This window comes from Rhizobium sp. 01T444 (assembly GCF_056398305.1).
In genome coordinates this window covers 1-768 of record NZ_JBFTPD010000149.1, presented here as the reverse complement: position 1 = coordinate 768, position 768 = coordinate 1, and the positions used below count along the sequence as shown (strand labels likewise).

The 768-nt window shown below is 67.8% G+C and carries 1 protein-coding gene; it reads left to right on the top strand.

Going from position 1 to position 768, the window contains the following annotated elements; genetic code table 11:
• On the top strand, positions 1-768 hold a 768-nt coding region (locus AC1DTN_RS37660), incomplete at both ends, for an oxidoreductase (RefSeq protein ID WP_477925221.1).

Sequence of the window (768 nt, the reverse complement as noted above, 5' to 3'; positions counted from 1 at the left end):
GTGGATCCGCTTCCCGCGCGTGGTGTGCCAGAGCTGGGTGCATCACAACGGCCGTGCGCCGGTCGTGCTGATGGGCGACGCGGCGCACACCGCGCACTTCTCGATCGGCTCGGGCACCAAGCTCGCGCTCGAGGATTCGATCGAACTCGCGCGCTGCATCCAGAACAAGCCCGGCGACCTCGCCGGCGCGCTGCAGGACTACGAGGCGGTGCGCAGCATCGAGGTGCTGCGCATCCAGAACGCCGCGCGAAACTCCACCGAAAGGTTCGAGAACGTCGAGCGCTACGTCAACCTGCCGCCCGAGCAGATCGCCTATTCGCTGCTCACCCGCAGCCAGCGCATCAGCCATGAGAACCTGCGCCTGCGCGACAAGGCCTATGTCGAGTCCTACGAGGACTGGATGGCCGAGCGCTCGGGCGTGCGCCGCATTGCCGCGCAGTTGCCGATTCCGCCCATGTTCACGCCCTTCACCGTGCGTGGCGTGACGCTGAAGAACCGGGTCGTGGTCTCGCCGATGGCGCAGTACTCCTGCGTCGACGGCCTGCCGGCCGACTATCACCTGGTGCACCTGGGAGCGCGCGCCATGGGCGGCGCGGCCATGGTCGTCGCCGAGATGACCTGCACCTCGCCCGATGCCCGCATCACCCCCGGCTGCCCCGGCCTGTGGAACACCGAGCAACGCGACGGCTGGAAGCGCATCGTCGATTTCGTGCATGCCAATTCCGACGCCAAGATCGCATTGCAGCTCGGCCATGCCGGCGCCAAGGG